General features: G+C 53.9%; 25 protein-coding genes and 2 pseudogenes. 11 read left to right on the top strand and 16 right to left on the bottom strand.

Annotated elements, in window-relative coordinates:
• Nucleotides 1–78 precede the first annotated feature (78 nt).
• The 3 genes from mgtE to QFZ34_RS12075 all read right to left on the bottom strand — a co-directional run bounded on the left by mgtE (nucleotide 79) and on the right by QFZ34_RS12075 (nucleotide 5,402).
• Nucleotides 79–1,452 (bottom strand): magnesium transporter, encoded by a 1,374-nt coding sequence (gene mgtE / locus QFZ34_RS12085; RefSeq protein WP_115054387.1) that lies wholly within the window; start codon nucleotides 1,450–1,452, stop codon nucleotides 79–81.
• Nucleotides 1,453–1,860: 408 nt separating this feature from the next.
• Nucleotides 1,861–4,302, bottom strand: coding sequence for a GcvT family protein (locus tag QFZ34_RS12080; protein ID WP_307281207.1), 2,442 nt, complete (start codon nucleotides 4,300–4,302; stop codon nucleotides 1,861–1,863).
• Nucleotides 4,303–4,496: 194 nt separating this feature from the next.
• Nucleotides 4,497–5,402, bottom strand: coding sequence for a choline/ethanolamine kinase family protein (locus QFZ34_RS12075; protein ID WP_307281205.1), 906 nt, complete (start codon nucleotides 5,400–5,402; stop codon nucleotides 4,497–4,499).
• 344 nt (nucleotides 5,403–5,746) lie between these two features.
• Between QFZ34_RS12075 and QFZ34_RS12070 the strand changes: the two genes are divergently transcribed.
• Nucleotides 5,747–6,511, top strand: a complete 765-nt coding sequence (locus tag QFZ34_RS12070) for a DeoR/GlpR family DNA-binding transcription regulator (protein WP_307281202.1) — start codon at nucleotides 5,747–5,749, stop codon at nucleotides 6,509–6,511.
• A gap of 69 nt (nucleotides 6,512–6,580) precedes the next feature.
• Entirely contained in the window at nucleotides 6,581–7,150 is a 570-nt protein-coding gene (locus QFZ34_RS12065; RefSeq protein WP_307281199.1) for a methylated-DNA--[protein]-cysteine S-methyltransferase, read from the top strand.
• A gap of 64 nt (nucleotides 7,151–7,214) precedes the next feature.
• Here the strand turns inward: QFZ34_RS12065 and QFZ34_RS12060 are convergent.
• Nucleotides 7,215–7,956 (bottom strand): annotated as a pseudogene (locus QFZ34_RS12060) (3-oxoacyl-ACP reductase family protein).
• A 100-nt stretch (nucleotides 7,957–8,056) separates the two neighbouring features.
• Here QFZ34_RS12060 and QFZ34_RS12055 point away from each other — a divergent pair.
• Nucleotides 8,057–8,662, top strand: coding sequence for a TetR/AcrR family transcriptional regulator (locus QFZ34_RS12055; RefSeq protein ID WP_307281197.1), 606 nt, complete (start codon nucleotides 8,057–8,059; stop codon nucleotides 8,660–8,662).
• A 6-nt stretch (nucleotides 8,663–8,668) separates the two neighbouring features.
• Here QFZ34_RS12055 and QFZ34_RS12050 read toward each other — a convergent pair whose 3' ends face one another.
• Entirely contained in the window at nucleotides 8,669–9,076 is a 408-nt protein-coding gene (locus tag QFZ34_RS12050; protein WP_115054381.1) for a DUF2000 family protein, read from the bottom strand.
• Here QFZ34_RS12050 and QFZ34_RS12045 point away from each other — a divergent pair.
• Complete coding sequence (locus QFZ34_RS12045) at nucleotides 9,075–9,980, top strand: AraC family transcriptional regulator (RefSeq protein ID WP_307281194.1); 906 nt, start codon at nucleotides 9,075–9,077, stop codon at nucleotides 9,978–9,980. The two genes, QFZ34_RS12050 and QFZ34_RS12045, sit on opposite strands and share 2 nt — an antisense overlap.
• A 78-nt stretch (nucleotides 9,981–10,058) precedes the next feature.
• Here QFZ34_RS12045 and rpsP read toward each other — a convergent pair whose 3' ends face one another.
• From rpsP to QFZ34_RS12020, 5 genes are all read right to left on the bottom strand, one after another.
• A complete protein-coding gene (gene rpsP / locus QFZ34_RS12040; RefSeq protein ID WP_307281193.1) occupies nucleotides 10,059–10,508 on the bottom strand; it encodes a 30S ribosomal protein S16 in 450 nt (149 codons plus the stop codon).
• A gap of 75 nt (nucleotides 10,509–10,583) precedes the next feature.
• On the bottom strand, nucleotides 10,584–10,889 hold the full coding sequence (locus tag QFZ34_RS12035; protein ID WP_115054378.1) for a chorismate mutase: 306 nt from the start codon (nucleotides 10,887–10,889) through the stop codon (nucleotides 10,584–10,586).
• 2 nt (nucleotides 10,890–10,891) lie between these two features.
• The gene (gene ffh, locus QFZ34_RS12030; RefSeq protein ID WP_307281190.1) at nucleotides 10,892–12,469 is read right to left on the bottom strand and encodes a signal recognition particle protein; all 1,578 of its coding nucleotides are present in this window, start codon (nucleotides 12,467–12,469) and stop codon (nucleotides 10,892–10,894) included.
• A gap of 247 nt (nucleotides 12,470–12,716) precedes the next feature.
• Nucleotides 12,717–13,025 (bottom strand): BrnA antitoxin family protein, encoded by a 309-nt coding sequence (locus QFZ34_RS12025; protein ID WP_307281187.1) that lies wholly within the window; start codon nucleotides 13,023–13,025, stop codon nucleotides 12,717–12,719.
• 72 nt (nucleotides 13,026–13,097) lie between these two features.
• Entirely contained in the window at nucleotides 13,098–13,253 is a 156-nt protein-coding gene (locus QFZ34_RS12020; RefSeq protein ID WP_307281185.1) for a BrnT family toxin, read from the bottom strand.
• Nucleotides 13,254–13,615: 362 nt separating this feature from the next.
• Between QFZ34_RS12020 and QFZ34_RS12015 the strand changes: the two genes are divergently transcribed.
• Nucleotides 13,616–14,437 carry a lytic murein transglycosylase gene (locus QFZ34_RS12015; RefSeq protein WP_115054375.1) on the top strand — a complete coding sequence of 274 codons (822 nt, stop codon included), beginning with the start codon at nucleotides 13,616–13,618 and terminating at the stop codon, nucleotides 14,435–14,437.
• An 85-nt stretch (nucleotides 14,438–14,522) separates the two neighbouring features.
• On the top strand, nucleotides 14,523–16,004 hold the full coding sequence (locus QFZ34_RS12010; RefSeq protein WP_307281180.1) for a sensor domain-containing diguanylate cyclase: 1,482 nt from the start codon (nucleotides 14,523–14,525) through the stop codon (nucleotides 16,002–16,004).
• 12 nt (nucleotides 16,005–16,016) lie between these two features.
• On the opposite strand, the gene QFZ34_RS12005 is transcribed toward QFZ34_RS12010, so the two are convergent.
• Together QFZ34_RS12005 and QFZ34_RS12000 are read right to left on the bottom strand one after the other, a co-directional pair.
• Nucleotides 16,017–17,120 (bottom strand): NADH:flavin oxidoreductase/NADH oxidase, encoded by a 1,104-nt coding sequence (locus tag QFZ34_RS12005; protein WP_307281177.1) that lies wholly within the window; start codon nucleotides 17,118–17,120, stop codon nucleotides 16,017–16,019.
• A 90-nt stretch (nucleotides 17,121–17,210) separates the two neighbouring features.
• Nucleotides 17,211–17,963, bottom strand: a complete 753-nt coding sequence (locus QFZ34_RS12000) for a GGDEF domain-containing protein (protein ID WP_115054372.1) — start codon at nucleotides 17,961–17,963, stop codon at nucleotides 17,211–17,213.
• Nucleotides 17,964–18,443: 480 nt separating this feature from the next.
• Here QFZ34_RS12000 and QFZ34_RS11995 point away from each other — a divergent pair, with 480 nt between their 5' ends.
• On the top strand, nucleotides 18,444–18,626 hold the full coding sequence (locus QFZ34_RS11995; protein ID WP_307281172.1) for a hypothetical protein: 183 nt from the start codon (nucleotides 18,444–18,446) through the stop codon (nucleotides 18,624–18,626).
• Between the two features lie 326 nt (nucleotides 18,627–18,952).
• A pseudogene (locus tag QFZ34_RS23380) lies at nucleotides 18,953–19,036 on the top strand (BA14K family protein); the annotation flags it as partial.
• 74 nt (nucleotides 19,037–19,110) lie between these two features.
• Here the strand turns inward: QFZ34_RS23380 and QFZ34_RS11985 are convergent.
• Genes QFZ34_RS11985 through QFZ34_RS11970 form a run of 4 tightly spaced genes read right to left on the bottom strand, consistent with a single transcriptional unit; the run spans nucleotide 19,111 to nucleotide 21,564 of the window.
• Complete coding sequence (locus tag QFZ34_RS11985) at nucleotides 19,111–19,788, bottom strand: carbonic anhydrase (protein WP_115054775.1); 678 nt, start codon at nucleotides 19,786–19,788, stop codon at nucleotides 19,111–19,113.
• A gap of 60 nt (nucleotides 19,789–19,848) precedes the next feature.
• Complete coding sequence (locus tag QFZ34_RS11980; protein WP_307281165.1) at nucleotides 19,849–20,385, bottom strand: GNAT family N-acetyltransferase; 537 nt, start codon at nucleotides 20,383–20,385, stop codon at nucleotides 19,849–19,851.
• A gap of 4 nt (nucleotides 20,386–20,389) precedes the next feature.
• Complete coding sequence (gene pdxY, locus QFZ34_RS11975) at nucleotides 20,390–21,271, bottom strand: pyridoxal kinase PdxY (RefSeq protein ID WP_307281162.1); 882 nt, start codon at nucleotides 21,269–21,271, stop codon at nucleotides 20,390–20,392.
• Between the two features lie 50 nt (nucleotides 21,272–21,321).
• Nucleotides 21,322–21,564, bottom strand: coding sequence for a hypothetical protein (locus QFZ34_RS11970; RefSeq protein ID WP_307281161.1), 243 nt, complete (start codon nucleotides 21,562–21,564; stop codon nucleotides 21,322–21,324).
• A 133-nt stretch (nucleotides 21,565–21,697) separates the two neighbouring features.
• On the opposite strand from QFZ34_RS11970, the gene QFZ34_RS11965 reads away from it, so the two are divergent.
• Genes QFZ34_RS11965 through QFZ34_RS11955 form a run of 3 tightly spaced genes read left to right on the top strand, consistent with a single transcriptional unit; the run spans nucleotide 21,698 to nucleotide 23,798 of the window.
• The gene (locus QFZ34_RS11965; protein ID WP_115054774.1) at nucleotides 21,698–22,315 is read left to right on the top strand and encodes a LemA family protein; all 618 of its coding nucleotides are present in this window, start codon (nucleotides 21,698–21,700) and stop codon (nucleotides 22,313–22,315) included.
• 18 nt (nucleotides 22,316–22,333) lie between these two features.
• Nucleotides 22,334–23,164: a TPM domain-containing protein gene (locus tag QFZ34_RS11960; RefSeq protein ID WP_307281159.1), complete on the top strand. Its 831-nt coding sequence runs from the start codon at nucleotides 22,334–22,336 to the stop codon at nucleotides 23,162–23,164.
• 1 nt (nucleotide 23,165) lies between these two features.
• Entirely contained in the window at nucleotides 23,166–23,798 is a 633-nt protein-coding gene (locus QFZ34_RS11955) for a TPM domain-containing protein (protein ID WP_307281157.1), read from the top strand.
• Nucleotides 23,799–23,831 lie beyond the last annotated feature (33 nt).

Genomic DNA, 23,831 nt, shown 5'->3' with positions numbered 1-23,831 from the left:
CTCCATACATGTTTTTTCGCAATTGCGAAAGGGGGCGGCACAGGAATATGCCGCCCAGATCGCATTCCGCCTGTCTTTTTAGAGCAAGGTTCCGGACAGGATAACCAGCGCAATGCTGAAATAAATCACCAAACCCGTGACATCGACGAGCGTTGCGACAAAAGGTGCAGAAGCACTTGCCGGGTCAAAACCAAGCCTTTGCATAGCAAAAGGCAGCATCGAACCGACGAGCGAGCCGAAGGTCACAATACCGACCAGCGCAGCGCCGACAGTGGCGGCAACCAATTGCCAATGCTGGCCGTAATCATAAAGACCAAGCATTTGCCAAGCGGCAATACGTGCAACGCCGATCAAGCCCAAGAATGATCCGAGCACCAGTCCGGTTGGTATTTCGCGCAGGGCGACCCTCCACCAATCCTTCAGCCGCAGGTCCTGCAAGGCCAAGGCACGGATAAGCAGGGACGTAGCCTGAGAACCGGAATTACCGCCGGAACTCATGATCAGAGGAATAAACAGTGTTAAAACAACAGCCTTTTCCAGTTCACCCTCGAAATGCTGCATGGCGCTGGCGGTTAACATTTCGCCCAGGAGCAAAATCCCGAGCCAACCGGCACGCTTATGGATCATCTGAAAGAAGCCGATTTGCATGTAAGGCTTGTTCAAAGCCTCCATGCCACCAAACTTCAGAGTATCCTCCGTCATCTCCTGCGTCATGGTATCAATGACGTCATCAACAGTAACGATTCCAATGACTTGATTGTTGTCGGTCACAACTGGCACGGCCAAAAGATCGTGCTTGCGGAATAGACGTGCAACATCTTCCTGATCGGTCAGCGGGGTAACCACGACAGGAGCAACGTCGCGCCCAACGCTCAATATGGAAGCCTCGGGCTCACTGCTGATCAGCCGACGCAATGCTACGGTGCGAAGCAAAACTTTCGTTGCAGGATCAATAACATAGATCGCATATATTGTTTCGCGGGAACGCTCTACCTCGCGGATATGTTGCAGGGTTTGCGCAACGGTCCAGCCGGATGGCACGCTGACAAACTCCGTCGTCATCAGGCTACCCGCCGTATGGGGTGGGTACCGCAGGAGCTTGCGAAGCGCAGCGGTGGTTTCAGGCCCGAGACCAGCAGCAAGACGCGCCCGGTCTTCTGGTCCGAATTCCTGAAAAATGTCGGTAACCCGGTCAATTGACATCTCATCAAGAATGTCCCGGGCTTTGGCGGCAGGCAGACTCTTGATGATGGCCGGTGCTGAATGCAGCTCGGGTTGATCAAGAATAAGCACGGCATGTTCAAGCGGCATTTCATTGAAAATATCAATGATATCAGTAAGTTCTAGTTCATTGAGAAGCTCGATCGCATCGGCTGCATGCATGGATGCGAGGCGCTGCGTGATGTTCAGGTCTGCGTTTACCGCATCCTGATGTACGAGGATGTTGTTCATTTTACTCGCCTTTCCGTCGATCCGCCGTCAAGGGGGATCAAGGCGAGCTGATTTCAAATCAGGCCAGGATCACCGCTGACGGCGCAAACAATCGACTACTGTCGTCGTTGGGCATGGAAGTAGATTCCTGGTTAAAACAAGCAGGCGCGGAATGCGGACCCTGCATGGCGTCATTTGGCTCCGCGGCAAGGGAAAGTCAACCCCGCATGAACATTGCTACCGAGCACAACCAAAACACACCAACAAATAGCAAAAATTGGGTAAGAATCGACGATTCTTCGGGAAAAATCGGCGAAACTCCAGCCATGGTCTGCCATTTGAGGAAATTCTCCCCGTAAAACGCCGGAAGAGCGTTGAACTGATCCGAATTTTATTGCGGGCTCGGAAAGAACGAGGTGAAATTTCCGTTCAGGCTTTCACTTTCACGTTCTGCGGGTCGTAAAGCGGTTCGATGTGCAACTCTGCCGCGAAACGTTCATTGGCAATGATGAGTTCATATTTGCCCTCCCGAAGGAAGTCGCCGGTAACGCCTTCATCATTTCGCACATACCCATATCCAACCGGTTTTCCGATCGTATATCCGAAGCCGCCGCTGGTGAGGTATCCGGCAAAGACTCCGTTGCGCAATATTGTTTCACGGCCAAGAAGGACAACATTGCTGTCTGCGACGGTAAAAGCCGCAAGGCATTTCTTCAGCGGTTTGGCATTGATGATTTCGCTGGGAGCGCGGCCGATAAAATCGGTATTCTTGCGAAGCTTGACCGCCCAGCCAAGTCCGGCCTCAAATGGGGAATCATTGGGTGTAATATCCGAGCCCCAGGCTCGGTACCCTTTTTCGAGGCGGAGCGATTCAATGGCGCGGTATCCGACAGGCCGGATACCGAACTCTTCGCCCGCTGACATGAGTGCGTCGAATACCGCTCCGGTTGCAGCAAGCGGTACATGTAATTCCCAGCCGAGCTCGCCGACATAGGTGATGCGCAATGCACGAATAATCGTTCCGGCTATTTCAATTTCGCGAACATGACCGAACGGAAAAGCGCTGTTGCTGACATCGGCACTGGTAACCTTTGCCAACACCTTCCGGGCCATTGGGCCCATAAGCGAAAGCGTCCCGTAATTTTCAGTTATGTCGGTGAGTTCGGCGTCAAGACCTTGGCCGATATGATCCCTGATCCAGGCAAAATCGTGGGTGCGGAAACCCGTTCCGGTGACGATGTAGAACTTGTCTTCGGCAAGCCGCGCGACAGTCAGATCGCACTCAATGCCGCCTCTGGTATTGAGGAGCTGGGTATAGGTGAGGCGGCCTGCGGGCCTGGAAACATCATTGGCGCAAATGTAATCCAGAGCCTTGGCGGCGTCCTTGCCTGAAAGTTCAAACTTGGCAAAGGATGATTGGTCGAAAATGCCCACTTTTTCCCGGACCAGCCGGTGTTCTTCCCCCACGGCGTCAAACCAGTTCTGGCGACCCATAGAATAGACGTCTTCGGAAGGCGCGCCTTCCGGCGCAAACCAGTTGGGGCGCTCCCAGCCAAGTTTTGAACCAAAGACGGCGCGATACTTTTTCAAACGTTCATAAAGCGGCGAAACAATAGCGGGACGGCCAGAGACATATTCCTCATGCGGGAAGCCGATTGTGTAATGCTTGCCATAGGCTTCCAGCGTCCTGTCCCGTACCCAAACCCGATTGCGATGAAGATTGGAGAAGCGGCGAATATCGACGGCCCACAGATCGAGCGGTGCTTCCCCATCGATCGCCCATTGCGCCAGAACCCAGCCTGCACCACCGCCGGAGGCAATGCCGAAAGCATTGAAGCCAGCGCCAACAAACATATTCGAGCATTCCGGTGCGACACCGAGGATGAAATTGCCATCCGGGGTGAAGCTTTCCGGTCCGTTGATCATTTGCTTGACGCCTGCCGTTTCCAGCGCCGGAATGCGTTCAATGGCTTGAAGCATATGTTGCTCAAAATGATCGAAATCATCGTCAAACAAGCGGAATTGCCAGTCATTGGGCACGTCGCCTGTCATCCAGCTTTGCGGATTGGGCTCATAGCCGCCCATAACCAGTCCGCCGACCTCTTCCTTGAAGTAAGTGCGCCGATCCGGATCACGCAATGTCGGCGCGTCGGCAGCAAGCCCTTCGATCTTTTCAGTGATAATATATTGGTGTTTTACCGGCTGCAAAGGCACGTTGATACCTGCCATATCCCCGACCTGCCGAGCCCATTGCCCGGCGCAATTAATGACTTTTTCGCAAGCAATATCACCCTGGTCCGTCTTGACCTTCATGATCCTGTCGCCGTCCATTTCGAAGCCGGTAACCCTTATGTTCTCGATTATCCGGGCGCCATTCATCCGCGCGCCCTTGGCCAGCGACTGCGTGATATCCGAAGGGCTGGCCTGTCCATCCGTTGGCAACCAGCTTGCGCCGACGAGATCATCGACATTCAAAAGCGGCCACATCGCCTTGACCTCTTTCGGCGATAAAAGCTCCATATCCATACCAAAGCTGCCAGCTGTTGTTTTAAGCCGCTTGTATTCGGTCCAGCGGTCCTGATTGGTGGCAAGCCGAAGGCACCCGGTCATTTTCCACCCGGTCTCAAGTCCCGTTTCCGCAGCAAGCCGCTTGTACAGATCAACGGAGTATTTGAGAACGCGCGTTATGGATGCCGAGGAGCGCAGTTGACCGACCAGGCCAGCGGCATGCCATGTGGACCCGGATGTCAGTTGACCCATTTCGAGCAGAATAACATCAGCCTTGTGATCCTTGGCAAGATGGTAGGCTGTGGAGCAGCCAATAATGCCGCCGCCAATGATGACAATTTGAGCGTGGGAAGGAAGGGTCATGATGTGAGTACTCTGCTGTTTATTGCATATCGATATTGCGTGTTTCGCCCTTCGACAAGCTCAGGAGGGCTCACCATGAGGAAGGTCAAAGTGTTGCAACGAGAGCCGCCAGCGTTGTGCACTTCACGCCCTGCAAGCAAACCATCATGGTGAGCCGCGTCGAACCACGCACAACTAGGATTGCAGTTTGGAATTTATCCATAACTTGTCCGATACCTCTCCAATGCCTGATCGAGCCGAAGCAGGTTTTCAGCCGTATAGGCGGCATAATCAACGCCCGGCGCGCTGAGATGAAGTTCTGAAACCATGCTCCACATGGCTTCGCGCAGCAGAGAAGCGCATTGCATCGCCGCGTGAGAACGCTGGAGTTCAGGGTCAGGCGGGCCGCTGAAATAGGCCTCGAGCAAGGCATTGGATTCTTCGCCGTCAAGTCCGGCATTTGATGCAAGGCCAGCAAGGTCAAACATCGCTGTCGAGAACCCCGCATATTCAAAATCAATCAGCCACAGCCGCTCTCCATCATCGAGGATATTGGCAGGAAGCAAGTCATTATGGCTGAAGATAATGGGCAGCGGTTTTTGCACGGCTTCCATTTCCTCGGCTATTTCGAGATAGGAGGGAAGTTGAGAAACGAACCGGCTTTTACCGGCCTCGAGCGTGCGGGCATAATCGCGGATTACATGAAATGCCCAGAACATGAAGCCGGGCCCTTGAATATATTCCGGCATGCTGGTGTGAAACTGCCGGATGAGCTGGGCAATACGTGGGATGTTTGCCCGCACATCATCGGCATTCCATGTTTTCGCACCAAGGAAGGCGGTGACCATAATGCCATCTTCCGCGTGGAACAGCTCAGGCGCGAAGCCAGCGCGATGTGCCGCCTGCGCCGTCATTGCCTCGCGGGCGCGAAATACATGATGAAAAGGATAATCCGTGCCGAAACGAACCACATACTTGCCCGTATCGTCCTCGACCACATAGCTTTCATTGCTGATGCCGCCCTTAAGCAGGGCAATGCTTATATCGCCTTTCCACAAGGGCAAGGCGGCAATCCGCGATTCCGCTAGCCTGTTATCGGCAAGGCTTGTCACAGATTTCATGCTATGCATCCGCTCCTCATTGCTCGCTGACGGAGCGCAAAGTGCAGTCAGGCAGACTCATCATGAGCAACGAACTTGTTTCATGGGATTGTGAGCTCTCCATGAACAGAACGGCTATTCAAGATGTACTGCGTAGCATCCCACTAACTGCTTTTTATTATTTGAGGATGCTTCCCCTCACGATGAGCCTGTCTAACCACGCTTCTTATTTGTCCAGGCAGGTTCCCGCATCCCAAGACGTCTGTCAACAGAATTATGTGGGATTTTGTGGTTTTTGTGACTGGTAATATGAAATTCTGTGATATTTATGCCTGTATTCTTACGTTTTCGTCAAAGGTTCGGTCATGAGTTCGAAACGGCGCGGTGAAATTAAACGCCTTTTGCAAGATGAGGGGACAATTTCGATTGCCGATCTTGCCTTGAAGCTGGGTGTTTCTCTTGAAACAATCCGGCGTGACGTGAAGCCCTTATATGATGAGGGCGCAATTACCCGCGTCCATGGAGCAATAGGCCTGCCGCTCCACCTTGGAGAGGCGCCATTTGAGCTGCGTATGCGAGAGAATGCCGATGCAAAGCGTGTGATCGCGCATTATGTGGCGCGCACCATCCAGAATGGCGAATCCATCATGCTGGATACTGGAACAACGACAAGCTTTCTCGCCCGTCAACTTCTGCAGCATCGCAATCTGACGGTGATTACCAATTCGTCCGATATTGCCCGCACTCTGGCAACGGTTAACGGAAACAGGGTTTTCATGGCCGGCGGGGAATTGCGCAGCGATAGTGGTGCTGCGTTCGGAGTATCCGCAATGGAATTTGTCAACCGGTTCAGTGTCAATCACGCCGTCATTTCCATAGGCGCAATCGATGCCTCGGGCGGCATTATGGACTATGATCTGGAGGAGGCAGAATTTGCGCGTACCGTGCTTTCGCGGGGCGCCCGCAAACTGGCGATTTCCGATGCCACAAAATTCGGGCGGCGCGGATTGGTCAAAGTGTGCGGTTTCGATGGGTTTGACGAGTTGGTGACGGATCGGGAGCCGCCCGCGGATATAGCCCAGGCTCTGGCTGATGCCGGGGCGATTTTGACCATAGCCGCGCGCCAATAGCTATCGAGCAAGAAACGGATTGGCTCTGGAACATTCGCAGCTATTCTTAAGCTGAGTCGGAGCGCGCCTATGTCCAAACTGCTGCTTAGCAAATCCATCCATACCAAGATCGGTCCAATGATTGCCATGGCTACCGGCGAAGCCCTGGTTCTGCTGGAATTTCACGACCGGCCGATCCTGCCTTATGAGTTGAAAGAGTTGCAGCAACGCTACGGCTATTCGATTGCCTCGGGAAGCAATGCCGTACTTGAACAGACACAAGCAGAATTGGACGCCTATTTCGATGGGGAATTGACAAAGTTTGAAACACCTTTGGTGTTGCCAGCCATGCCTTTCCAAAAACAGGTCTGGACGGCGCTGCAAGATATTCCCTACGGAGAAACCCGCACCTATGGCCGTATCGCTGGCGATCTCGGAAGGCCGAATGCGAGCCGGGCAGTCGGGGCGGCCAATGGACAAAACCGTTTGGCGATTATTATTCCCTGCCACCGCGTGATTGGTGCCGATGGAGCCCTGACCGGATATGGCGGGGGCAAACATCGCAAACGCTATTTGCTGGATCTGGAACACCGCGTAGTTGCGGGTATTTCCGGAAGCCCGGTGTTTCACCCGATTACTGCGCAAAGCAGTATGTTCTAGGATCGTGACGCCGCTATCTCTCTTTAGCGCGGAGAGATAGCGGCCTATTAGAGCGGCGGCAAAATCAGATATTCGCGCCGCCATCAATGACGAAACTTGACCCGGTGATGAAGCGGCCCTCTTCACCTGCGAGAAAGGCTACCAGTCCGGCAATATCCTTCGCTTCGCCAAATTTCGGGATCGCCATTCGGGCGCGTTGGACTTCGGCATGGTCGCCATTGGCGGGATTCATATCCGTATCGGTAGAACCGGGGTGGACGATATTGGCTGTGATTTCCCGTGGGCCAAGATCCCGGGCAAGCGCTTTTAGTCAGGCCAATGAGTGCCGCCTTGCTGGTGGAATACGCGATCAGCCCGGCGGAGGGAACGATCTCGGCAAGATTGCTGCCGATGGAAATGATGCGGCCGCCGGCGCCCATATGCACTGCTGCGGCCTTTGAGGCGACGAAGCTGGCGCGGACGTGAATGGACATAACCCGGTCAAATTCAGCCAGTTCCAGCTGGTCTACGGTATCCATGGTGTAGACGCCTGCGTTATTGACGAGGATATCGAGACGGCCAAGCTTGGCGTGGGCTTCGTTAACAGCGTTTTCGAGGGCCTTAACATCAAGATTATCCGCCTTGATGGCGAGAGCGCGGCGGCCTAGCTTCTCGATAGCCTTGACAGTTTCATCTGCTTTGGCTGCGGCGCTGGTATAGGTGATAGCAATATCTGCCCCATCCTGTGCCAGTTTAAGCGCAATGGCTGCGCCCATTCCGCGGCTTCCGCCAGTGATGAAGGCTACTTTATTGTCGAGGCGGGACATGGCATTTCCTTTTATGTAATGCTCGATACATAATGCTTGTCATGGTTGCATCCAGAGGTCAAGTGATTTATGTATCGATCATTATAGAAAGGATTCCATCATGTCAGCGAAAGGCCGTCCGCGCGCATTTGACCGCGATGCTGCGCTTGAACGCGCGATGCAGGTTTTCTGGAAACGGGGCTATGAGAGCGCCTCGATGGCTGACCTGACGGCGGCAATGGAAATCAATGCGCCCAGCCTTTACGCGGCATTTGGCAGCAAAGCTGATCTCTTCAAGGAGGCCGTGGAGCTTTATACCAACAAGATTGGACAGCGCATAAAGAACTCCCTCCCCAATGCAGCCACCGCAAAGGAAGGCGTTGCCGACTTCCTCATGCAAACCGCAATATCGCATACGGACCCCGACCAGCCGCATGGATGCATGGTGGTACTCGGCGCGCTGCATGGTGACGAGGCGGTGGGCACGCCGTGCTCGCTATTGCGCGAGCGCAGGCTCGACAATGTAACGTTATTGCGCGGAAGGCTGGAGCGCGGCGTGCGTGAGGGTGAAATTGCGCCTTCCGTCGATCTTCAGCAAGTGGCCGAATTCTATGCGACCGTGCAGCATGGCATGTCGATTACGGCGCGGGATGGAGCCACATTGGAGCAATTGACCAAGACCGCCCAAGCTGCCATGGCGGCGTGGGAAGGTCTGGTCTCGGAGTGACCGGCATTAAGGGTGCATGATTGCTCCCTTGGTGATTTTGTCGACAGCTCTTTTTTCAGCCCGTAATGCGATTCCAACCAGCTTGGCATTGTCTGGTTCGAAACGGCCGAACATTTCGCGGTTGGCAACGTCATTGCCGGTTGCAAACATCTCCTCGACATAGGCTGAGGTGGTTATGTTGCGTTCAAGTGAACGTCTGTGAATTTTCCGCAGCGTCTCTTGATCTGCAGCCAGCACCACCATGGGCTGGATTGCCATCGCATTATAGACATTTCCCGCGCCATCCCTATATGGTTCGCCAATGATGGCCGGATACTGGGCCGTAATGCCGCTTGTCAGAAAGGCTGCTACATTGAGCTTTTGCCAAGTGGCAAGGTCATCGCGCAGAACGATAACAATCTTGGTATCAGACATGAAATCAAACTCCATTCGTGGATATGCTGAAACGTCGGCCATAGCAGTCGGGGGAACTGAGGGTCTTGTACGTTTGTGCAACACGGGGAGGGATGGAATCGTCCAGGCGCCGCCCTCACGAGGTATTGAAAGGATTGAAGCCCGTTTCTCTGGCCAGGGTTTCGAACCACACCGGCATGACACCTATGCCCTTGGACTAACCCTTTCAGGCGTTCAGACCTTCCGATATCGCGGCGCTTCGCGCTTCAGTCTGCCAGGCAATATTATCATTCTCCATCCCGATGAAGTGCATGATGGTGCGGCCGGAACCGATAGTGGCCTGAGCTACCGGATGCTGTATCTCCCGCCGGAACGCCTTATCGAAGCGGCGGATACATTGCGTTCCCTGCCATTCGTTGCCGATCCTGTGATTTCGGATGTAACATTCCAACGCTGTCTCGCCGAGGCTCTTTGTCAGATTGAAACAAGGTTGGATGACCTTCAGCTTGACGATCTTATCGGGCGGTTCGCTGAAGGACTTGATCGTCATTCCGGCCAAAAATCGCGCACATCGAACCGAATTGCGGTAAAAGCGGTTCTGCTATGCCGTGAATTTCTCCAGGACAATTGCGACCGCGTTGTTTCATCTGGAGAACTGGAAGCAATCTGTGGTCTTGATCGATATACGCTGGCCAGACATTTTCGCTGTCTTCTTGGCACAAGCCCGCATCGTTATCTCCTGATGCGTCGTCTGGACAAAGCCAAGGCGTGGCTATCGAAAGGTGCCGATCTTGCCGATGTGGCAGTGAGTTCCGGATTTGCCGACCAAGCCCATTTTACACGGCACTTCAAGAAGACCTTCGGCATGACGCCGGGTCATTGGAAAGGGCTTACATTTGCCGCCAGCCGACGCGTCGCAATTTGAATGAAGACAATTCATGCGCCGAAAGCAAAACGGGCGGCACAAGGCCACCCGTTTGCATTCAATAAGTGAAACTGCCGATTAGCTGGCAGCTTCTTCTTCGGCAGGTGCTTCTGCAGGAGCAGCAGCAGCTTCGGCGGCAGCGGCCTTGGCAGCTTCAGCGGCTTCTGCTTCAGCGGCAGCCTTTGCCTTCGCATCTTCTTCAGCCTGCTTGGCCATAGCAACGCGTTCCTGCGCCTTCTTGCCTGGCAGTGCCTTTTCAGGATTGCTGCGGGTGTCGCGCTTGGCGATACCAGCCTGATCAAGGAAGCGAAGAACGCGGTCTGTTGGCTGTGCGCCGTGACCGATCCAGTAGTTGATACGCTCTGCATCAAGCTTGACGCGATCGCCATCCTTGGGGAGCATCGGGTTCCATGAGCCGACGTTTTCGATGAAACGGCCGTCGCGTGGCGAACGGACGTCAGCAACGACGACGTGGTAGTAAGGGCGCTTCTTCGACCCTGCACGGGCCAGACGGATTTTCAATGGCATTGTTAGTCTCCTAGCTTTCTTTTCTGTTGCCGCAATTCCTGATGGAAAACCGAAATTCGCTTTTCCTGGGATTGCTTAGCTGCCGTTTTCTTTGGCAGCTGTTGTTTCGTGATGCCTGATCACTTCCTTGACGATGAAGTTCAGGAACTTCTCGGCAAAATCGGGGTCGAGGTCGGCAGACAGCGCCAGAGTGCGCAGTCGTTCGACCTGTTGTTTTTCGCGGTTCGGGTCAGCCGGAGCCAGACCGTTCTTCGCCTTGAGAACGCCAACCGCCTTGGTGCAGCGAAAGCGCTCTGCGAGCATGTGGATCAACGCGGCATCGATATTGTCGATGGATGCGCGCAGTTCGAGCAATTCTTTTGGCAGGGATGATGAGCTCATGATCAGCCTTTCTTCTTTGGAAAGCCGGGCAGACCGCCGCCACCAAGTCCTGGAAGCCGGGGTAATCCGCCTGGACCGCCAAGGCCACCTGGAAGTCCACCAAGTCCGCCCGGCAGGCCACCGCCCTTACCGAAACCTGCTGCTTCAGCCTGTTTCTGCAAAGCCTCAAGCTGCTTGGGATCCATTTTCGACAGATCGGGCATTCCTCCCATGCCGCCGAGCCCGCCAAGGCCCATCTTGGCGCCGAGACCGCCCATCATCTGCTTCATCATGCCGCCTTTGCCCTTGCCCATCGACTTCATCATGTCCGCCATCTGGCGATGCATTTTCAGAAGCTTATTGATGTCGGCGGCATTGGTGCCTGAACCCTTAGCAATGCGCTGCTTGCGGGAATGCTTGAGCATATCGGGATTGCTGCGTTCGGCCTTGGTCATGGACGAAATAATGGCGAGCTGGCGTTTGAAGATGGAGTCGTCAAGACCGGCAGCGGCCATCTGATCCTTCATCTTGCCCATGCCGGGCATCATTCCCATGATGCCACCCATGCCGCCCATCTTCTGCATCTGGCCAATCTGGTCCGCCAGATCATTCAGATCGAATTTGCCGGACTGCATCTTCTTGGCCATCGCAGCGGCTTTTTCCGCATCGATGTTTTCAGCCGCTTTCTCGACCAGCGAAACAATGTCGCCCATGCCGAGGATGCGATCAGCGATACGGCGGGGATAAAACTCCTCCAGCGCATCCATCTTTTCGCCGGTGGCGATCAGCTTGATGGGCTTACCGGTGACAGCACGCATGGAGAGAGCAGCACCGCCGCGTCCATCGCCATCCATACGGGTAAGAACAAGACCGGTAATACCAACGCGCTCATCGAAGGAGCGGGCAAGATTAACAGCATCCTGACCGGTCAGCGCATCGGCCACCAGCAGGATTTCGTGCGGATTGGCCTTCTTTTTGATGTCGGCCATTTCGAGCATAAGCGGCTCGTCAATATGGGTTCGGCCAGCAGTATCGAGAATGACGACATCATGGCCGCCGAGCTTGGCAGCCTGTACGGCGCGCGCGGCGATCTCTACGGGTGTCTGACCAGCGATGATCGGCAACGTATCGACGCCAGTCTGAACGCCGAGCTGGCGCAGCTGTTCCTGCGCGGCGGGACGGCGCGTATCAAGCGAGGCGAGAAGAACTTTCTTCTTTGAGCGTTCCGTCAGGCGCTTACCGATCTTGCCGGCGGTAGTGGTCTTACCCGAGCCTTGCAGACCGACCATCATGATGACAACCGGAGCCGGGGCGTTCAGATCAATGGTGACGCCTTCGGCGCCCAGCATGTCCACCAGTTCGTCATGGACGATCTTGACGACCATCTGGCCGGGCTTGATGCTTTTCAGAATATCTGCGCCGACAGCCTTGGCACGAACCTTGTCAGTAAAAGAGCGGACGACATCGAGCGCAACGTCAGCTTCGAGCAGCGCACGGCGCACTTCGCGCAGGGCTGCCGAAACATCGGCATCCGATAGCGCGCCACGGCCTGTAAGGCCGTTCAAAATAGAACCTAAGCGTTCCTGTAAGCTCTCGAACATTCAAACTTTCCTTTATCCCTTCGAAGACCGTTCCCCGAAAGATAAGTACCAACCGCGCCATGGCAAAGAGCTCAAAGCAAAATGACACCCGAGGGCGCATCGCGCTGTCGGGTGTTGACCTCCGGGATCGTTTGAACCCTTGCGGGGTCCCGGTTGGCTGCTCGGAGTTTATTGCTCGTCGCGGATTGATGCGCGGCTTAAACAGGAAATAGGAGGCGGAGTCAAGATGTTTGGCTCCAACTGGCGCTTAAGCGTTCTTTTTCAACCCGGCTGCTTTACGCAAGGTTTCATCAATACGGCTTTGCCAGCCGGGACCGGTTGAGCGGTAATAGTCGAGCACGTCGGGGCTGAGGCGGATGGAAACCGGCATCTTGGGCGCAGCGGCAATGGGACGGCCGGGGCGGCGTTTGGTCAAAGACGTGATCAATACGGTATCAGGATCATCAAGAGCAGCCTTTGTCAGAGCGGCATCTTCTTCAGGCGTAATGCTATCTATAGCGCGTTGTATACGGGCACGGTGAACCTTGCGCTCTTCCTCAGTCATAATTTTGTGCATATTTCACCATTTCCGGTTTTGTTGATTTTCGAAGCGAAATAACCCTAATTTTCTCCCCACGCTCCGTGTAGGTCAGGTAAAAAGTGTACCGCCAATAAATCCCAGCGCGACAATGCGCTCTTCACCATAAAACTCCCTGTCATCTACATGCTCCAGGCACGTGCTAAACTCAAAGTCGTAAGCTTTGGCGAAGGCCACACCATGCTTTCGCTGGTTGCTTCGGTTCATTTCTTCGTCCCATTCCAGCCTACTCACAAAAATAGCTTTGGTCAATAATTTTTGTATATACAAAAATACGATGAACTCGCGGTTATCAGAATAGATTATCACACTGAAAAGCAGTCAGACCCTTATCAATTAGTACAAGATCCAGAAGCGAAAAACCCCGCAAGCACAACCAAAGATTGTACTTGGTGCGGCCTAGGAAACAGTCTGTGCTTGAACCAAAAGTGTGTGCTTTTAGCCAAAACCGCCTGAAAACCGCCGAAACAAGCGTCATTTCCGGGGCTATGGTGCAATTCACCCAGATGACAGGACACGTGAAAAGTGGCAGATAGGCATGAGACGATTCAACTTTTAAGGAGATATCCATGGCATTTGTTGCCAAAAGCAGATTTTTTGCGGGCGTAGCGACCGCTCTTCTCGGCTTGGCCGGTACAGCGCATGCGGCCGCTCAATGTGGCAACAATTCGTCTGGTTTCCCCGAATGGATTCAGCAGTACAAGCAGGAAGCACAGGCGCAGGGTATTGGCAGCCGTGGCATCCGGGCGCTGGACAATGTTACTTATGCCAGCAAGACGATCAATGCCGACCGGAATATGAAGAGCTTCAAATATTCGCTCGACAAATTCATGCAGGTCCGTGGCGCGCAGACAATTGTCTCCCGTGGCAAGAAGCAGAAAGCCCAGAACGCGGCATTGTTTGATCGAATTGAACAGCGCTATGGCGTGCCTGCAGGTCCTCTTTTGGCCATATGGGGCATGGAAACAGGCTTCGGCGCTTATCTTGGCAGCCAGAATACGCTTTCCGCAGTCGCTACACTTGCCTATGACTGCCGCCGTCCTGATTATTTCCGCCCGCATCTGAATGCAGCGCTGCAACTCGTCGACAATGGTACCCTTTCTCCCGATGCAAAGGGCGCAATGCATGGCGAAATCGGCCAGACCCAGTTCCTGCCGCTCAACGTGTTGAAGTATGGAGCCGATGGTGACGGCAATGGCCGCATCGACATGGTGCGTTCCAAGGCCGATGCACTGGCTTCCACGGCAAACTTCCTGCGCGGTCATGGATGGCAAAAGGGTGCTGGATATCAGCCCGGACAGCCTAATTATTCGGCTATTCAAGGATGGAATGCCGCGAGCGTCTATCAGCAGGCAATCGCCATCATGGGTGCACAGATCGACGGCCAATAACCATCGTCGGACCCTGTAGACCCGGTGCAAAGCGCCGGGTCTACCCAAGCAGAACGCTCCTCAAAGCCCAAGAGTCCAAACTGCAATGAACGACCATATTGATCAAAGTACCGAGAGCGATACATTCGATCTCGCGCCTATTTCATTGTGGCTGGAAGATTTCAGCGATGTCCGGACTCTTTTCGAAACGTGGCGCAAGGCCGGTATTACGGACGTCAAAGCCTACCTGCTGGAAGATGTTGCGCGTATTCGCGAATGTTCGCGTCGGATCCGTGTTCTCAAGGTCAACAGGAAGACGCTTTCGCTTTTTCAGGCAGAAAGTTTCGAAAGCCTGACAGCCAATCTTGGCTCCATCTTCCGCGATGACATGCTTCAGTCCCATGTTCAGGAACTGGCAGCGCTGTGGAATGGAGAGACAGAGTTCTCCAGTAATACGGTCAACTATACTTTGTCGGGAGGGCGGCTGGATATTCAGTTGCGAGGTGCGATACTGCCTGGCTACGAACAGACCTGGGAACGTGTTCTGCTTTCCATCGAGGACGTTACGGACCGGGAAGATGCGCGCCGTCAGCAGGTTGCCAGCAAACAATATGCAGAAGGGCTGTTCGAACATTCTCCCGTTTCATTATGGGTCGAGGATTTCAGCCGCATAAAGAAGCTGCTGGATGAAGTGCGCGACCGGGGCATAACGGATTTTCGGATATTTACTGACGTTCATCCGGAGTTTGTCGGGCAGTGTGCCAGTGAAATCCGCGTCATTGATGTTAATCGCGAAACGCTGAAGCTTTTTCTGGCTCCGGATAAAATGACATTGCTGCGGCGTCTGCCGGACGTTTTTCGCGACGTCATGAACACCCATTTTCGCGAGCAACTCATAGAATTATGGAACGGCAATCTGTTTCACACTCGCGAGACAGTGAACTACGCGCTCGATGGTACGGAGCGCCATGTTCTTCTGCAGTTTTCAGTCCTGCCGGGACATGAACAGGATTGGTCGCTGGTTCAGATTTCACTGACGGATATTACCGCGCGCAAGAAAGCGGAAGCCTATCTGGAATATCTGGGCAAGCATGACGTGCTGACGAAGTTGCACAATCGTGCATTCTATGTCGACGAGTTGAACCGGCTTGAGCGACGCGAATTTTTCCCGGTTTCCATCATCATCCTGGACCTCAACGGTCTGAAAGCCGTTAATGATCAGTGGGGCCATGGGGTTGGCGATGGCCTGTTGCGGCGCATGGGCGAGGTGCTCGGCGAAGCAGTAAAGTCTCCTTCCTATGCGGCACGCATAGGCGGTGACGAATTTGCGGTGCTCCTGCCATCAATCGATGAGCTCGGTGTAGCCAGCATGGTCGATGAAATACGCAGCCTGATCGAGATCAACAACCAGTATTATTCGAACATTGTGTTGAAGGTCTCAATTGGATGGGCGACGAGCGCAATGGGAGAAAAACTAGAAGCCGTTGCCAAAAGGGCTGATCTGCTCATGTATGAGGACAAGCACCAGCACTATACGAAAGCTGGGGACAGCCTTCCAAGCCGATCCCCACGGAACGATTCTATTTGAACGAGAAAGGCTTTAATCTGTGTGGGCGAACAGTTTCGGGTAAGCACGGGGCTGGCAGCGCAGATATTGCGGTGGTGCAAATGTCTGGGCACCGAGTTTGGCTGCTGCGTGCCATGGCCAGCGCGGGTTATAGAGAATTGCGCGGGCAAGTCCGATCGCATCCGCATCTCCATTGGCGACAATCGCCTCGGCATGTTCCGCCTCGTTGATCAGACCCACAGCAATAGTTGTCATCCCGGTTTCCGCCTTGATCTTTCGAGCAAGATTGACCTGATAGCCGGGGCTCAGCATCATTTGCTGCAAGGGTGAAAGACCACCACTCGACACATGGATTGCCGCACAACCAAGTTTCTCCAGCGCCTTGGCAAAAGTTACGGTCATATCGGCATCCCATCCTCCTTCAACCCAATCGGTTGCTGAAACACGGATCCATACGGGCCTATCGGCAGGGAAGGCCGAACGAACCGCTTCAAATACTTCAAGCGGAAAGCGCATGCGATTTTCCAGGCTGCCGCCATACTCATCCTCACGCTTGTTAGAAAGCGGTGAAAGGAATTCGTGCAGTAGATAGCCATGGGCGCCGTGCAACTCAATGCCATCTATTCCCAGCCGGGCGGAACGCTCGGCAGCAGTTGCGAAGGCATCACGAATGCGCGCAAGCCCAGCCTTGTCCAATGCGACGGGTGCATCATATTCATCCAGATAAGGAATTGCTGATGGTGCTTCGGTTTTCCAGCCATCCGCATGATCGGGTGCTATTTGTTTGCCGCCCTTCCAGGGCAGATCAACCGATGCCTTGCGTCCCGCATGGGCCAGTTGTATCGCGACTGGCATGGGCGAATGTTCCCTTATCGCCAGCAATACACGGGCGAGAGCAGCTTCGTTGTTGTCGTTATAAAGTCCAAGGTCCTTGTAGGATATGCGCCCTTCCGGGGTCACGGCGGTTGCTTCGGTGATCAACAAGCCCGCGCCTGACAAAGCGAGATTGCCCAGATGCATCATATGCCAATCCGCTGCGTTGCCGCCCTCGGATGAATATTGGCACATGGGAGCAATGATAATGCGGTTTGAAAGGTCTAGCGTACCCAAACGCAATGGCTGGAACAAATGGCTCATGATCGTACCTCGGGAGATTTTTCGGAAGGAGATAGCTGCCCTCCAAGATGATGGGAGTCTGCTGTTAATTCAAGTCACTCAAGGCGGCTCTCAACTGGAAGGGCCATAGACAATACGGTCGCGCCCCTGTTCCTTTGCCTGAAAAAGACATTGGTCAGCACTATCAACAAGCTGCTCGAGAGTTTGGCCGGACGCGTGAAATGCGACGCCAATACTGACGGTGACCGATACATCGCGCTCGCCTGCGCGCCGCGTAACAGCCCGGCAGCCGGCAAGTATCCTGTTGGCAACCCAGGCCGCCTGGCCATAATCCGCATCGGCGAGAAAAACGGCAAACTCCTCGCCGCCAAAGCGTGCGCCAACGTCGCGGCGTCCCATCATTCCACGAATTAATATGCCGATATCCAAAAGGATGTCGTCTCCCAGCGCATGTCCGTATCGGTCATTGACCTGTTTAAAGTGATCGACATCGACGTAGAGGATAGCGCCTGCACTCAAAACGGGATTGCCGGACTGAATGAAATGGTCCACGCGCAGGTAAAACTCATGCCGGGTGAAGAGCCCTGTCATCCCATCCTTGCGAAAGGCTGTATCCAACTCACCGGTCATTTGTTTCAACCGGTGATTCCAACTGACGAGAAACGCGCAAAGAGGCCCGCCGACAGTGAGGACAATGAGGGTCGTAAGATAAATTGTCTTATCGAGCCGGTTGTAACCGCCAAGCAAAAAGAACGCCGCAGCCATGGCATCTGCCAGCACAGTGCCAATCACTACCATGATCAAAACTTGCATTACCGGCGACAGACCTGCAAATCGTGTCGACCAGAGGTTATAAAAACGCATTTCCACCTTTCAGCATTCATGGGCAAGCATAGGCTTTAGCCATGAAAAAACCTTTCCGAAACAAGGTGAATGATTATTGTATAAATTTTGTATGCGATCTTGAATTACGGGCAAAAAAAAGAGCCGGACTAAAAAGCCCGGCCTGAATTGTGAAGGTTAAAAACCTCCAGAGGGGAACAGCCATCGCGGCAAAATGGGAGGAGTACCGCGATGACTGATTGCTACATAAGCCTCTTTTTGCAGCGCAACAATCGCTATAAATGCATAGCTGCTATGCATTGCGGTGAAATTATAATCATTGAAGGTGCATTTCTGAGCAGGTGCAGCATAATTACCCAATAGAATACCCGGCCTGGCAACGGTATTCCTCAACAAAGACGCTGAAAGATTGCGAATTAACGCGATCATCCGGCTGTTGCGTGATAGGCATGCGACGGATGTCACGTTATGTCCTCACATACCGGCAAGGAGATCAGGCAAATGGCGATAAAATTCGCACAAAAGACAAGCGACACGAAAACTCCGCCGGAAAGCAAGGCGACGCCAAAGGCAAAGCCTGCGGAAAACGCCGAAATTTCGGCTATTGAAGTAAATAAGAGTGAAGACGGCACGGATCTTTTCGAAACCAAGGCCGAAACCTCCAAGCGTAAAAAGAAACGCTAAGCCGCATCCTTGAATAATAACCGATCGTTCACACTCTGTTCATGAGTGAAGGCGCACTCATAGGTTGTGGAATTCAAGGAGCATTCATGAAACGAATAATCTCAGCGATTGGTGCCGGTGTTGTAGCCGTCATTATCGGTTTTACTTCGGTGGTGTCATCTTACGCAGCACCTGTTGCGCCATCACAGGTTCAGGTCACCTCTCTCGTCGAAAAGGCGCAGTATCGCGAAAATCGCAAGCACCGTGCCGAGAGACGCCATGATCGCCGTGATCGATATGATCGCTACGAGCGTCGCTCACATTATGACAACAGGCGCGAGCGCCGCTGGAATGGTCACCGTGGTTACCGCGAAAAGCGCCATGGCTATCGCCGCGGTCATGATGGCTGGTGGTATCCGCGCGCGGCCTTCATTATCCGCGCCTATTGATAGCTGGATAAAAACTAAAGATTGTTACTAAAGAGCGGCCTCGAAGGCCGCTTTTTTTAACTCTGTTCTGAAATCTCGGCGACACCATTCTCTTCCGGGTCCGGTCTTAGAAAATCGCCTGTTTCAGGATTCATGATCCACAGTTCACCGGTGGAAATATCGAACCAGGCACCATGGAGCGTGAGCCGGCCCTTTTTCTCCAGAATATCAACGCAGGGAAAACTGCGAAGGTTTTTCAGGGAGTAGCGGATAGAGATGCGTTCCAGTGCGGTCTGGCGTTCGAAAGGCGTCATCAGCTCATTGGCAGCAACAGCTTCTGCAGCAGGAGCCACAAGGCTCATCCATTTGCCGATAAAATCGCCCGGCGACAACGGCTGGCTATCCGGATTGAGCGCAGCTTTGATACCCCCGCAACGGCCATGGCCCATGACGACAATATGCTTGACCTTCAGGCTCTGCACCGCAAATTCGAGTGCCGCCGAGGTGGAGTGATATTCGCCGTCGGGCGAATAGGGCGGCACGAGATTTGCCACATTGCGAACAACGAAGATTTCGCCCGGTGCCGTGTCAAAGATGATTTCCGGGGCTGATCTCGAATCGCAACAGGCGATGACCAGGGTTTCGGGCGTCTGGCCTTGTTCTGCCAATTGCTTGTAGCGCATCGTCTCGTTGGAGAAGCGATGAGCCATGAAGTTGCGATAACCGGTGAGGAGTCTCTCGGGAAGCAGGGTCATGGGCATGCTCTAATCCTGATTGCTCAAAAATTCAATTGGGCTGGCACCAGCGGCTGGGTGCTAGAACAACAGATACCAGAATAATGCTGTTTCATCGTGGGTAGCAGGAATAGCGGAGTAAATGCCTGTGTCGAAACCACGCAGGATAAAGCCGTAACGCTGATAGAAAAGGCAGGCATCAACATTGTTATCCTGGGTTTCGAGCATAATTCCGGAAAGGTTGCGTAACCTTGCCCATTCCATTGCCGCGTCAAGCAGCATTCGCCCGATACCAGCCTTGCGGTGGCTTATATCCACCTTGATACTGTCAACAATCGCATAGCCGTTCCAATTCTCGCTGACGAGAAGCAGGCCCGCCGGCCGCTGATTGTTATAGGCAATGATGGCAAGCTTGGTTTCGGCTCCAATATAGCTGGCGAGATCGTCAGGGTTGTCATGCTCGTAGCGTTTTACGCGTGGCTCTGCAGGAACAACCGTAAAATCAACGATGTTTTGGCTTGATGAAAGCAATAGGCGGGACTTAATATGAAATGACCCGTCAATTGCCTCCACATCATCAGCATGTGCTGCTGTGAGGTTGTTCAGCACGATTGTCATGACTTCAGGCCCTGATGCCCTTGGTAGGGTGAGTCAGACGGCGCATTTGCACCATTGCCATTGGTGTAGAGAGGCTCGAGGCATCGGCTTCGAGCATGAGTTCGTCCGCGCCGCGCTTGGCAGATCGCGCCATGATCTCAAAAACAGAGGCGGTGGTTCGTTGCAGCACCTGTTCCAATTCGATTCCTGAAAGCATACGGGCAAGGAACAAGGCAGAAGTCAGATCACCCAGGCCATTGGTCGGCCCGGTGACGAGGCGATGCTCGGCAAGAAGCGCGAGCGCGTGATTGATCAGAAGATTACCTGTTCCGCCTGCCAGCATGGGATGGGCTGACGTGACAAGCATTGTGGCGGGACCCGCGTGAAGCGCTGCCTGCATGACAGCCTTGTTATCAGGCAGATCGGCTCCGGCCAACCACGCAAGCTCAAACCGATTGGGCGTCGAGATATCGGCCAGCGGCATAAGTTCGTCTCTAATAGCGATCGCTGTCGCCTCGGGAACATAGAGGCCCTTTTCATCACCGATCACGGGATCACAAAGGTAAAGTACTTTCTTGTTTTTTTCCTTAATGGTTTTGACAAGACGGGCCACGGAAGAGGCCTGCGCAGCATTGCCAAGATAACCACTCATGATGCCGGTTATTTCGCCGAGCCAAGGCGCGCGTTCAAGATCCGCAATCAGGTCGTCGAACTGTTCGGCAGGCGGCACAATCCGCTTGGCCGGGCCATGTCCCGGATGCCATGGCAGGATGACGGTCGGGACGGCCCAAACGGGATGCCCCAGTGTCTCCAGCGCAAAAACAGCAGCGCGATTGCCCACCGAGCCGCGCACCACATGACTGGAAATGACGATGACGGCATTGGAAGATATAGCGGGATTATTCATTGGGTACTCATGCGCGAGTTGGGAAAAGGCGGCCTAGGCGGTCCATTTTACTAGCCGAAGAACGAGATCAAAAACCAGATAAACATGGCAATGACGACAAGCAATCCCAAAGCCCTGCCAATGCGTGTGCCGAGAACCTCGATAGGGTCGGAAGCATCGGCGTCCTTGGCCGAAAAATGGCCTTTGGTGCGATCAGTAAATGAAAGGCCGCTTGAAACGGTTTCATCTCCTACACGTTGCAGGATACGCTGCGCTTCCTTGCCCTGCTGATTGTCTTTGTTGCTGCCTGTCATGGTGGCCCCATTGCTTCACACTCAGCATAGCGCTTTGCCAGTTCCTTTTGGAATAAAAAATGGCTAGGCTCACACATATGCGGTCATGGCCGCTTGGGGACGAGTAGAAATTGGAGAGTGGACTATGCTGTATATGAGCTCATCGCTGGCACCCCGTCGCAAAATGGGACGGGTTCTTTCCGTCTTGGCACTGGCGTTGCTTGTCCCGCTGCTATCGGCCTGCGGATTCAACACGATCCCGACCAATGAAGAACGCGCCAAGGCAGCATGGAGCGATGTCCTGAACCAATATCAACGCCGAGCCGATCTGATCCCCAATCTCGTGGAAACCGTCAAAGGTTATGCCGCTCAGGAAAAGGACGTGCTGACCTCCGTGGTGGAGGCGCGTGCCAAAGCCACTTCGGTCCAGGTGTCGCCGGAGACATTGACCGATCCCAATGCGATGAAAGTATTCCAGGAGAATCAGGCTCAGCTGACCGGCGCGCTGTCGCGGCTATTGGCGGTGGTCGAGAACTATCCTGACCTGAAATCCAACCAGAATTTCCTGGCCCTGCAATCGCAGCTTGAGGGTACGGAAAACCGCATTGCCGTTGCGCGGCGCGATTATATCGAAGCGGTGCGGGTCTATAATACGGCGCTGAAAACCATGCCGACAATGATCTGGGCGTGGATATGGTTTACCGGCAATGAGCCTTATCAGACTTTCAACATCGAAGATTCGGCGAAGCAGACGCCTCAGGTAAAATTCTAGGCATTTGATGTGAGAGCAATGCGTCCGATAGCTGCCGGTGCCAGCCGCCTTTGGCTGGCTCTTGTTCTGCTGGCTGTCTTTTCCGTTCATGCCTTTGCAGCAGAGCTGCCAGCGCTGACCGGCCGTGTTGTTGACGGTGCAAATGTCATCGAGCCTGAAACTCGCGAAGCGATAACACGTCAGCTGGAAGCGTTTGAAACGAAATCCTCAGATCAGGTCGTCGTCGTGACAGTGCCTGATCTCGATGGTCAAGATATTGAATCCTACTCCAACCGGCTTTATCGCCATTGGGCACTCGGACAGAAGCAGGAAAATAACGGCGTCTTGCTCGTCGTTGCCCCGAATGACCGCAAGGTCAGGATAGAGGTCGGTTATGGTCTTGAAGGCACGCTGACCGACCTGCTGTCAAAGCTCATAATTGAGAACAGCATTATTCCCGGTTTTCGGTCCGGTGATTATTCCGGGGGAATAGCGCGCGGTGTCAATGATATAGTCCAGGTTCTTTCCGGTGATTCAGCCGAGCTTGAGGCTCGCGCCAAGCGCAATATCAAAGAGCCCAATACCGATATCGACTGGTTCATGGTGATCTTCATCACGGTATGGGTCATCATTTTCTTCGGCGGTTTCGGCATGGCGGTATTGGCCCCGGTTTTCGGGCAAAAGATCGGACCCGGCCAATATCGCTGGCTCGGAATGAATATCGATACAAGGCCATCAAGGCGCAATGGCGGTGGCGGCAGCGGGGGTTGGTCTTCCGGTGGTGGTGGCTGGTCGTCCGGTGGCGGTGGTGGTGGATTTTCGGGCGGCGGCGGTTCTTCCGGCGGCGGCGGCGCATCGGGGAGCTGGTAGATTGGCCTTAATCACAGACATTGATCACAAACGTATTGCCGAGGCGATCCGGTCTGCTGAAAGTCGCACGAGCGGCGAGATCTATGCCGTGGTTGCACGGCGGAGCGACAGCTACTTCTTCGTTGCCGGTTTTACTGCCGCATGCGGTATTTTACTCGCCGCCGTGATCGTCGCGCTTGCCGCACATTGGTACTGGTTCATCATACCGCTACCGACATTTGGCCTTGCCATTCTTGCCGCATTCCTGACCGCAGTGCTGGTGCTTTGGCTTGTGCCCGGCATAACGATGCTGCTCGTGCCGCGGCAGGTCCGATATCGCCGCGCGCATCAAAATGCCATTCAGCAGTTTCTTGCGCGCAATGTTCACCTGACAACGGAGCGAACCGGCATATTGCTGTTTGTTTCGCAGGCCGAGCGCTATGCGGAAGTGATTGCCGATGCCGGAATCAATGCCAAGGTTGGACAGGAAGAGTGGAACGGGATTGTCAGCCTGCTTACGGATCACGCAAAAAAAGGCGAAGTTGCATCAGGATTTCTTCAGGCGATTGAGAGAGCCGGTTTGCTGCTGGAGGAACATTTCCCGATTGGTCATGAAGATGTCAATGAACTCGATGATCATCTCGTCGAATTGTAATATTCTTGCGTGTCACGCTATTTTCACGTTTGC

The sequence above is a fragment of the Phyllobacterium ifriqiyense genome (assembly GCF_030817885.1).
In the GTDB taxonomy this organism is placed as follows: domain Bacteria; phylum Pseudomonadota; class Alphaproteobacteria; order Rhizobiales; family Rhizobiaceae; genus Phyllobacterium; species Phyllobacterium ifriqiyense.
Note: the sequence above shows the minus strand (reverse complement) of the source record. Positions and strands in the feature narration are given on the sequence as shown.

What these genes read in the sequence shown, in the direction of transcription:
- mgtE (WP_115054387.1), bottom strand. Translation starts at nt 1,452, where the DNA reads ATGAACAACATCCTCGTACATCAGGATGCGGTAAACGCAGACCTGAAC.
- QFZ34_RS12000 (WP_115054372.1), bottom strand. Translation starts at nt 17,963, where the DNA reads ATGCGTTTTTATAACCTCTGGTCGACACGATTTGCAGGTCTGTCGCCG.
- ffh (WP_307281190.1), bottom strand. Translation starts at nt 12,469, where the DNA reads ATGTTCGAGAGCTTACAGGAACGCTTAGGTTCTATTTTGAACGGCCTT.
- QFZ34_RS11985 (WP_115054775.1), bottom strand. Translation starts at nt 19,788, where the DNA reads ATGACCCTGCTTCCCGAGAGACTCCTCACCGGTTATCGCAACTTCATG.
- QFZ34_RS12075 (WP_307281205.1), bottom strand. Translation starts at nt 5,402, where the DNA reads ATGAAATCTGTGACAAGCCTTGCCGATAACAGGCTAGCGGAATCGCGG.
- QFZ34_RS12070 (WP_307281202.1), top strand. Translation starts at nt 5,747, where the DNA reads ATGAGTTCGAAACGGCGCGGTGAAATTAAACGCCTTTTGCAAGATGAG.
- QFZ34_RS11995 (WP_307281172.1), top strand. Translation starts at nt 18,444, where the DNA reads ATGGCGATAAAATTCGCACAAAAGACAAGCGACACGAAAACTCCGCCG.
- QFZ34_RS12020 (WP_307281185.1), bottom strand. Translation starts at nt 13,253, where the DNA reads ATGAACCGAAGCAACCAGCGAAAGCATGGTGTGGCCTTCGCCAAAGCT.
- pdxY (WP_307281162.1), bottom strand. Translation starts at nt 21,271, where the DNA reads ATGAATAATCCCGCTATATCTTCCAATGCCGTCATCGTCATTTCCAGT.
- QFZ34_RS12045 (WP_307281194.1), top strand. Translation starts at nt 9,075, where the DNA reads ATGAAATCAAACTCCATTCGTGGATATGCTGAAACGTCGGCCATAGCA.
- QFZ34_RS11960 (WP_307281159.1), top strand. Translation starts at nt 22,334, where the DNA reads ATGCGTCCGATAGCTGCCGGTGCCAGCCGCCTTTGGCTGGCTCTTGTT.
- QFZ34_RS11970 (WP_307281161.1), bottom strand. Translation starts at nt 21,564, where the DNA reads ATGACAGGCAGCAACAAAGACAATCAGCAGGGCAAGGAAGCGCAGCGT.
- QFZ34_RS11965 (WP_115054774.1), top strand. Translation starts at nt 21,698, where the DNA reads ATGAGCTCATCGCTGGCACCCCGTCGCAAAATGGGACGGGTTCTTTCC.
- QFZ34_RS11980 (WP_307281165.1), bottom strand. Translation starts at nt 20,385, where the DNA reads ATGACAATCGTGCTGAACAACCTCACAGCAGCACATGCTGATGATGTG.
- rpsP (WP_307281193.1), bottom strand. Translation starts at nt 10,508, where the DNA reads ATGCCATTGAAAATCCGTCTGGCCCGTGCAGGGTCGAAGAAGCGCCCT.
- QFZ34_RS12080 (WP_307281207.1), bottom strand. Translation starts at nt 4,302, where the DNA reads ATGACCCTTCCTTCCCACGCTCAAATTGTCATCATTGGCGGCGGCATT.
- QFZ34_RS12050 (WP_115054381.1), bottom strand. Translation starts at nt 9,076, where the DNA reads ATGTCTGATACCAAGATTGTTATCGTTCTGCGCGATGACCTTGCCACT.
- QFZ34_RS12055 (WP_307281197.1), top strand. Translation starts at nt 8,057, where the DNA reads ATGTCAGCGAAAGGCCGTCCGCGCGCATTTGACCGCGATGCTGCGCTT.
- QFZ34_RS12065 (WP_307281199.1), top strand. Translation starts at nt 6,581, where the DNA reads ATGTCCAAACTGCTGCTTAGCAAATCCATCCATACCAAGATCGGTCCA.
- QFZ34_RS12010 (WP_307281180.1), top strand. Translation starts at nt 14,523, where the DNA reads ATGAACGACCATATTGATCAAAGTACCGAGAGCGATACATTCGATCTC.
- QFZ34_RS12015 (WP_115054375.1), top strand. Translation starts at nt 13,616, where the DNA reads ATGGCATTTGTTGCCAAAAGCAGATTTTTTGCGGGCGTAGCGACCGCT.
- QFZ34_RS12025 (WP_307281187.1), bottom strand. Translation starts at nt 13,025, where the DNA reads ATGCACAAAATTATGACTGAGGAAGAGCGCAAGGTTCACCGTGCCCGT.
- QFZ34_RS12035 (WP_115054378.1), bottom strand. Translation starts at nt 10,889, where the DNA reads ATGAGCTCATCATCCCTGCCAAAAGAATTGCTCGAACTGCGCGCATCC.
- QFZ34_RS12005 (WP_307281177.1), bottom strand. Translation starts at nt 17,120, where the DNA reads ATGAGCCATTTGTTCCAGCCATTGCGTTTGGGTACGCTAGACCTTTCA.